Raw genomic sequence first — 6365 nt, 5'->3', positions numbered from 1 at the left:
GGCCATATCCTCTCTATGCGGCTGTGCCTCTCCTATGTCGACTTGAGGCAGGCGCCGGTTGTGGTGAACAGGGCGGCCGGCGGCGATTTCCCGGGACGGGCGCGCAATGAGCATTTCCGGCAGTTCGGTGATGAATTGAGGCAGTGGCGGGCGGGACGCGGAGGCGCCGTCACGTGGTCACGGGATCGCACCGCATGACCGGTCCTGGGCGCGGGGGAGGATGTGACCATGAGTGGTCTCGAAGCAGAAGTTCCCCGGCGTGTCGTCGTCACCGGCGCGGCCGGAAAGCTCGGTCGCGCCGTGGTCGCGCACCTGCGCGCGGCGGGCGTCGACGTGCTCGCGGTCGACCGCGCCGGCGGGCGCGACCCGCGTGACGTCGACGGCGAGTTCCTCCTGGTCGACCTCACCGACTACGGGCAGGTGGTGGAGGCGTTCACCGGCGGCGCCGACGAGCACGCCGGCGGTGTGGGGGCGGTGGTGCACCTGGCGGCGGTCCCGGCGCCCGGGCTGCTGCCCAACGCGGTGACCTTCGCGAACAACTCGGCCGCGACGTACAACGTCTTCGCCGCCGCCCGGGCGGCCGGGATCAAGCGGGTCGTGTGGGCGTCGAGCGAGACCGTGCTGGGCCTGCCGTTCGACACCCCGCCGCCGTACGCGCCGGTGGACGAGGAGTACCCGCCGCGCCCGGAGTCGACCTACTCGCTGAACAAGACCCTCGAGGAGGAGATGGCGCGGCACTTCTGCCGCTGGGACCCCGAGCTGGTCATGGTCGGCCTGCGCTTCTCCAACGTGATGGACGTCGAGGACTACGCGGGATTCCCCGCCTTCCAGGCCGACCCGCGGTTGCGCCGCTGGAACCTCTGGGGCTACATCGACGCCCGCGACGGCGCCCGGGCCGTCGAGCGGGCGCTCGCCCACAACCGCCCCGGCGCCGACGTCTTCATCATCGCCAACGCCGACACCGTGATGACCAGGTCCAGCGCCGCCCTGATGGCCGAGGTCTACCCGGACGTCGAGATCCGCGGGGAACTCGGCGAACACGAGACGCTGCTGAGCATCGACAAGGCCCGCCGGGTGCTGGGCTACGAGCCGCGACACTCCTGGCGCGACCACGTCGATCCGGCCGGTTGATCCGCCGATCAGGCGGCGAGGGCTCCGGTGAGCAGGGCCCCGCCATCCGATCGGGGGAGCGGGCCGGTATCGGAAGGTGGGGTGGCACGCCGGTGTGGCCGGAATTGAGGCCGTGCGGTGGAATCCGGGTGCGGCGCGGTACCGCGAGAGGACCCTGCCTTCTACGGTGACGTCCGGCACGCGGGCGGGTGGACGTTGCCGGGGACCGACCCGGTGGTGCCGTCTCGGGCGTTCACAGGGAGTTGACTGGATGCAGGTCTGGAGTCGCACCGTCGCGGGTCTGGTCGCCGGGGCCGTCGTGGTGATGGGCGTACCGGCGGTCGCGGGCACCGTGGCGACCAAGCTCACCGCCACGGGCGCCGGAACCGTCGCGAAGACCGGCGCGGCGGCGACGGGCGGCGGCGCCGCGCTCGGCGCGGCGCGCACGGTCGCCACGGCGGCGCAGGTGGTGCCGGGGGACACCCGGCTGGTGCCGACGGCGCCGCGTACCGACACGCCGCGGATCACCAACGGCGAGATCAAGGACCTGGAGGTGATCGGCAACCGGGTCTTCATCGCCGGCACCTTCACGTCGATCGCCAACGTCGGCGGGACGGCCATCGCGCAGAAGTCGCTGGCCTCGTACAACCTGGACACCGGGAAGGTCGACACCGGCTTCAAGCCGACGTTCGACGGGTCCGTCGAGGCCGTCGAGGCCTCGCCGGACGGGTCGGCGCTCTACGTCGCGGGATCCTTCAACACCGTCGGCGGCGTCACGAAGCGGAAGATCGTGAAGCTCAACCCGACCACCGGTGCGCCGGTCGCGGCGTTCACCGCGACCGCGAACGCCCGCGCGACCGCGCTGGCCGTGAGCACCACCGCGGTCTACGTGGGCGGCCAGTTCAACACGGTCAACGGGGTGAGCCGCAGCGGCCTCGTCGCGCTCAACCCGACCACGGGCGCCGTGGACACCGGCTTCAACCTGCCGCTCACCGGCGGCATCGGGGTCGGTGGCATGCTCACCGTGCAGCAGCTCAAGCTGACCCACGACCGCAGCAAGCTGCTCGTCGTCCACACCGGCCGGCAGATCGCCGGCCAGGACCGCTACGGCGTCGCGCTGGTCAACACGGCCACCAAGGCCCTGCTGCCGTGGCGTACCCGGCTCTGGGAGGACAACCTCTCCTTCGTCGGCGGCATCCAGCGGGTGTTCGCCGGTGACATCGCGCCGGACGACTCCTACTTCGTCGTCACCAGCGGCTCGGGCGGCGACCGCCCGCCGATCAACGACACCGCCATCGCGTACCCGCTCACCGGGACCGACAACGTCCAGCCGCTCTGGGTGTCGCGGCACTTCGACAGCGTCTACTCGGTCGCCATCACCGCCACCGCCGTGTACGTGGGCGGCCACTTCAGCTGGCAGGAGTCGCCGACCTCCAACGTCCCCTGGCCGGGTCTGGACAACGTCGGGTACGGCACCGGCCAGGGTCTGAGCGGCTACGGCCTCGGCGACCAGGTGGTCCGCCGCGACCACCTCGGCGCGCTCGACCCGACGACCGGCACGGCGCTGGAGTGGAACCCCGGCTCCAACTCCTACGAGGGCGAGAAGGCCATGCTGGCCACCGCGCGCGGCCTCATCGTCGGCGGCGACGGCAACGTCAAGGGCGGCAAGACCGTCGGCCGGGTCGGCTTCTTCGACCTGAACACGGTGCCGGCGCCGGCGGCGGTCGACACCACCATCGTCACCCCCATCGAGGGTGCGGTGAAGCCGGCCAACGAGTCGTTCACGCTCGGCGGCCAGGCGCTCGCCCCGGCCGGCGTCACCCGGGTCCAGATCGAGATACAGAACCGGAACACCAGCCAGTACCTCCAGGACAACCTGACGACGTGGGGCGCGGCCAACAGCATCAACGCCACGGTCGCCGCCGTGAACGCCACCTCGACCACGTGGACGCTCCCGGTGTCGCTGCCCTCCGGCGCCTACCAGATCCAGGCGAAGACCTTCGGCCGCAACAGCACCAGCGACCCCACGAAGGCGGCCAAGAAGATCGAGACGTTCCGGTTCGACGACCTGCCGCCGTCGACGCGGATCGACTCGCCGCCCGGCGGGCTGCTCGCCACGAAGACCTTCGTCGCCACCGGCACGGCCACCGACGACAAGGGCGTCAGCGCGCTGACCTACTCGTTCCGCACCCCCGACAACCGGTACCTCCAGGACGACGGATCGGTGGCGCCGGTCTACAACACCTTCCGCGGCGAGCCGGACGTGATCGGCGCGCTGTCGACCACCTGGCAGTTCGAGGTGGCCCTGCCGATCGAGGGCCAGTGGAAGATGACCGCCACGGCCACCGACACCGCGGGCCAGAGCGACCTGCGCGGCGACACCCGGGACTGGACCGTCTCGTCGACCGGCGTCCCGCCGACCGTCGCCATCACCGCGCCCGTGGCGATGACCCCGCCGACCGCGGCCGCGCCGGTCACCGTCGGGCCGGGCGGCACCGTCACCTTCGCCGGCACCGCCCAGGACGACGACGCCGTCCGGTCGGTCGAGATCTACCTGCGCAACAACACCACGCGGGAGGCGCTGGCCGCCGACGGCACGTGGGGCGCCGACTCGGTGGCGGCCTACTACCGGATCTCCCCGACCAACCTCAACGCCGCGTCGTACGCCTGGTCGTTCACCAGCGTGCCGCTCACCCCGGGCGTCTACGACTTCCGGGTACGCGCCACCGACAGCCTGGGCCTGACGACCTCGGGCAGCAGCCAGGGCCGGCTCAGCATCACGGCGCAGGTGCCCGGCGACGCCTTCCCGGACGGCCGGTTGAGCGTCACCGGCGTCGACCAGAACGTCGACCAGCTGCACCTCAACCTGGCCGGCACGGCGACCGACGACAAGGGCGTGCAGAGCGTCCGCGTGGCCCTGCGCGACCTGGACACCGGCCGGTACGTGCAGCCGAACGGCACCGTGGCCGCCGCCTTCGCCACCGTGAACGCCACGCTGGCCGCGCCGGGCGCGACGAGCACCGCGTTCACCCTGTCGATCGACCTGCCGACCAAGGGCGAGTACAGCGTCGAGGCGTGGGCCGTCGACACCGCGGGCCAGCAGGACGGCTCGACCTCCGGGGCCACCGCCCGGTACCTGGTCTACCCGGGTGACCTCGACCCGCGGCTGGAGCCGAGCATCACCCCGGTGGAGGGCGAGGCCTACACCGGCGGCCGGATCGTGGTCACCGGCCGCGCCGTCGACGACGTCGGGATGCTCCGCGTGGAGATCCAGATCTCCAACAGCGCGGGTCAGGGGATGAACGCGGCCGGCACGTTCAGCACGCCGGGCACCCCGGGCAACTTCCCGTGGATCGCGTCCTTCCTCACCAGCCCGGGCTCCCCGGGGTCGAACTTCGCGTACACCTCGCCGGCGATCCCGGCGGGCACCTACACGGTCTCGATCCGGGGCGTCGACACGTACGGGCAGGTGCAGCAGCCGCCGCGGACCGTCTCGGTGACCGTCAGCTGAGCCGATCGGTCGCGGACCGGTCCAGGGTCGGGAATCGCTTCAGTCCCGACGCCGGACCGGTCCGCGGCCGTACGCCCGGGCCGCCTCCGTCAGCTGCCCGATCAGGTCCGTCTTGCCCTCGGTGTACGCCTCCCGGTCGTTCGGGTGGCGGCGTGCCAGGTCCCGCTTCAGCGCTTCGTAGTCAGCGCGGGCGTCGGGACGGGCGCGAAGGTGGTCCCGGAACGCCAGGACGTCGAGGTAGCGCGGTGAGCCCGTCGGCACCAGGTGCAGGTGGTGGGTCCGGTGGCTGGGGCGTGGCTTGCAGAACCAGTGCATGACCTCGGCGCGGTAGGGCCAGTAGCAGTACGCCAGGGGCTCCAACCGCTCGATGCAGGGACGCGACGAAGCCAGGTCCGCGACGCCGACCATGATGTCGATGACCGGCTTGGCGGCGAGCCCCGGTACGGCGGTGCTGCCGATGTGGTGGATGCCGCCGGTGATCCAGGGATCGATGGTCCGGCTGATCAGAGCGGCCTCCGCGGTGAAGCGCTGCGGCCATCGGTCGTCGTAGGGCTCGATGTGCACGGACGCGTTGCCGTCGCTCGAATCGCTGGTGCCGATCTCCGACATGCCCTCACTCTGGCAGGCGGCGCGGCCCACCGCAGCCCCGGCGGTCCGACGCCGGCTCAGCGCGGGGCGATGAGGCACATCCCGCCCGCGGCGGGGCCGTCCATCGTGGACAGTGCGTCGGGCACCTCGTCGAGGCCGATGGTCCGGGTGATCAGCTCGCCGGGGCGCAGCACCCCGGCCGTGACCAGCCGGAGCAGCTCCGGGTAGGCGTGCGCCGCCATGCCGTGGCTGCCCCGCAGCTCCAGCTCGTACGCGATCACGAGCTCCATGGGCAGCGCCGGACGACCCTGCGCGGCCGGGAGGAGGCCGACCTGCACGTGCCGGCCGCGCCGCCGCAGGCCCTCGATGGACGCCGCGCAGGTGGCGTGACTGCCCAGCGCGTCGAGGGACAGGTGGGCGCCGCCGCCGGTCGCCTCCCGGACGGCCGCGGCCACCGCGCCGGGGCCGGTGAGCGCACCGCCGTCCAGACAGACCGTCGCCCCGCAGCGCCGGGCGAGGTCCAGCGCGCCGGGGGAGATGTCGACGGCCACCACCCGCGCGCCGCAGGCCGCCGCGATCATGACGGCCGACAGGCCCACGCCGCCGCAGCCGTGCACGGCCACCCACTCGCCCGCGGCCACCCGTCCCTGGCTCACCACGGCCCGGAAGGCCGTGGCGAAGCGGCAGCCGAGCGCCGCCGCGGTCGGGTGGTCCAGCTCGTCGGGGAGCCGGATCAGGTTGACGTCGGCGTGGCGCACCACCACGTACTCGGCGAACGAGCCCCAGTGGGTGAAGCCGGGCTGCGTCTGCCGCTCGCAGACCTGCTGGTCGCCGGCCAGGCAGGTGGGGCACCGCCCGCAGGCGCAGACGAAGGGCGCGGTGACCCGGTCGCCGGCCCGCCAGTCGCGGACGCCCGCGCCGACCGCCGCCACGACACCGGCGAACTCGTGCCCGGGCACGTGCGGCGGGCGGATGTCGGGATCGTGCCCCTGCCAGCCGTGCCAGTCGCTGCGACACAACCCGGTCGCCTCGACCCGGATGACCGCGCCGTCGGGCGGCGCCACCGGGTCGGGGACGTCGCGGACCTCGGGCCGGGCACCGAACTCGTCGAAGATCACGGCACGCATGTTCGGCATCCTCACACGCCGCCCGCCCG

Annotated in this window: 4 protein-coding genes; 2 read left to right on the top strand and 2 right to left on the bottom strand. The window is 72.8% G+C overall.

From position 1 onward, the window contains the following. The first annotated feature begins 228 nt into the window (after positions 1 to 228). Both RMN56_RS02095 and RMN56_RS02090 read left to right on the top strand, forming a co-directional pair. A complete protein-coding gene (locus tag RMN56_RS02095; protein ID WP_313722163.1) occupies positions 229 to 1131 on the top strand; it encodes an NAD-dependent epimerase/dehydratase family protein in 903 nt (300 codons plus the stop codon). Positions 1132 to 1381: 250 nt separating this feature from the next. Then, positions 1382 to 4621 (top strand): phage tail protein, encoded by a 3240-nt coding sequence (locus tag RMN56_RS02090; RefSeq protein ID WP_313722162.1) that lies wholly within the window; start codon positions 1382 to 1384, stop codon positions 4619 to 4621. Between the two features lie 39 nt (positions 4622 to 4660). Here the strand turns inward: RMN56_RS02090 and RMN56_RS02085 are convergent, their stop codons facing one another. Both RMN56_RS02085 and RMN56_RS02080 read right to left on the bottom strand, forming a co-directional pair. Continuing rightward, a complete protein-coding gene (locus RMN56_RS02085) occupies positions 4661 to 5230 on the bottom strand; it encodes a GrpB family protein (protein WP_313722161.1) in 570 nt (189 codons plus the stop codon). Between the two features lie 56 nt (positions 5231 to 5286). Further along, positions 5287 to 6336: a zinc-dependent alcohol dehydrogenase family protein gene (locus tag RMN56_RS02080; RefSeq protein ID WP_313722160.1), complete on the bottom strand. Its 1050-nt coding sequence runs from the start codon at positions 6334 to 6336 to the stop codon at positions 5287 to 5289. Between the last annotated feature and the right edge of the window lie 29 nt (positions 6337 to 6365).

The organism is Micromonospora halotolerans (genome assembly GCF_032108445.1).
Taxonomy (GTDB): Bacteria; Actinomycetota; Actinomycetes; order Mycobacteriales; family Micromonosporaceae; genus Micromonospora; species Micromonospora halotolerans.
Note: the sequence above shows the minus strand (reverse complement) of the source record. Positions and strands in the feature narration are given on the sequence as shown.

Excerpts from the sequence above, each read along its gene's own strand:
- RMN56_RS02095 (WP_313722163.1), top strand. The coding sequence starts at position 229 with ATGAGTGGTCTCGAAGCAGAAGTTCCCCGGCGTGTCGTCGTCACCGGC.
- RMN56_RS02090 (WP_313722162.1), top strand. The coding sequence starts at position 1,382 with ATGCAGGTCTGGAGTCGCACCGTCGCGGGTCTGGTCGCCGGGGCCGTC.
- RMN56_RS02085 (WP_313722161.1), bottom strand. The coding sequence starts at position 5,230 with ATGTCGGAGATCGGCACCAGCGATTCGAGCGACGGCAACGCGTCCGTG.
- RMN56_RS02080 (WP_313722160.1), bottom strand. The coding sequence starts at position 6,336 with ATGCGTGCCGTGATCTTCGACGAGTTCGGTGCCCGGCCCGAGGTCCGC.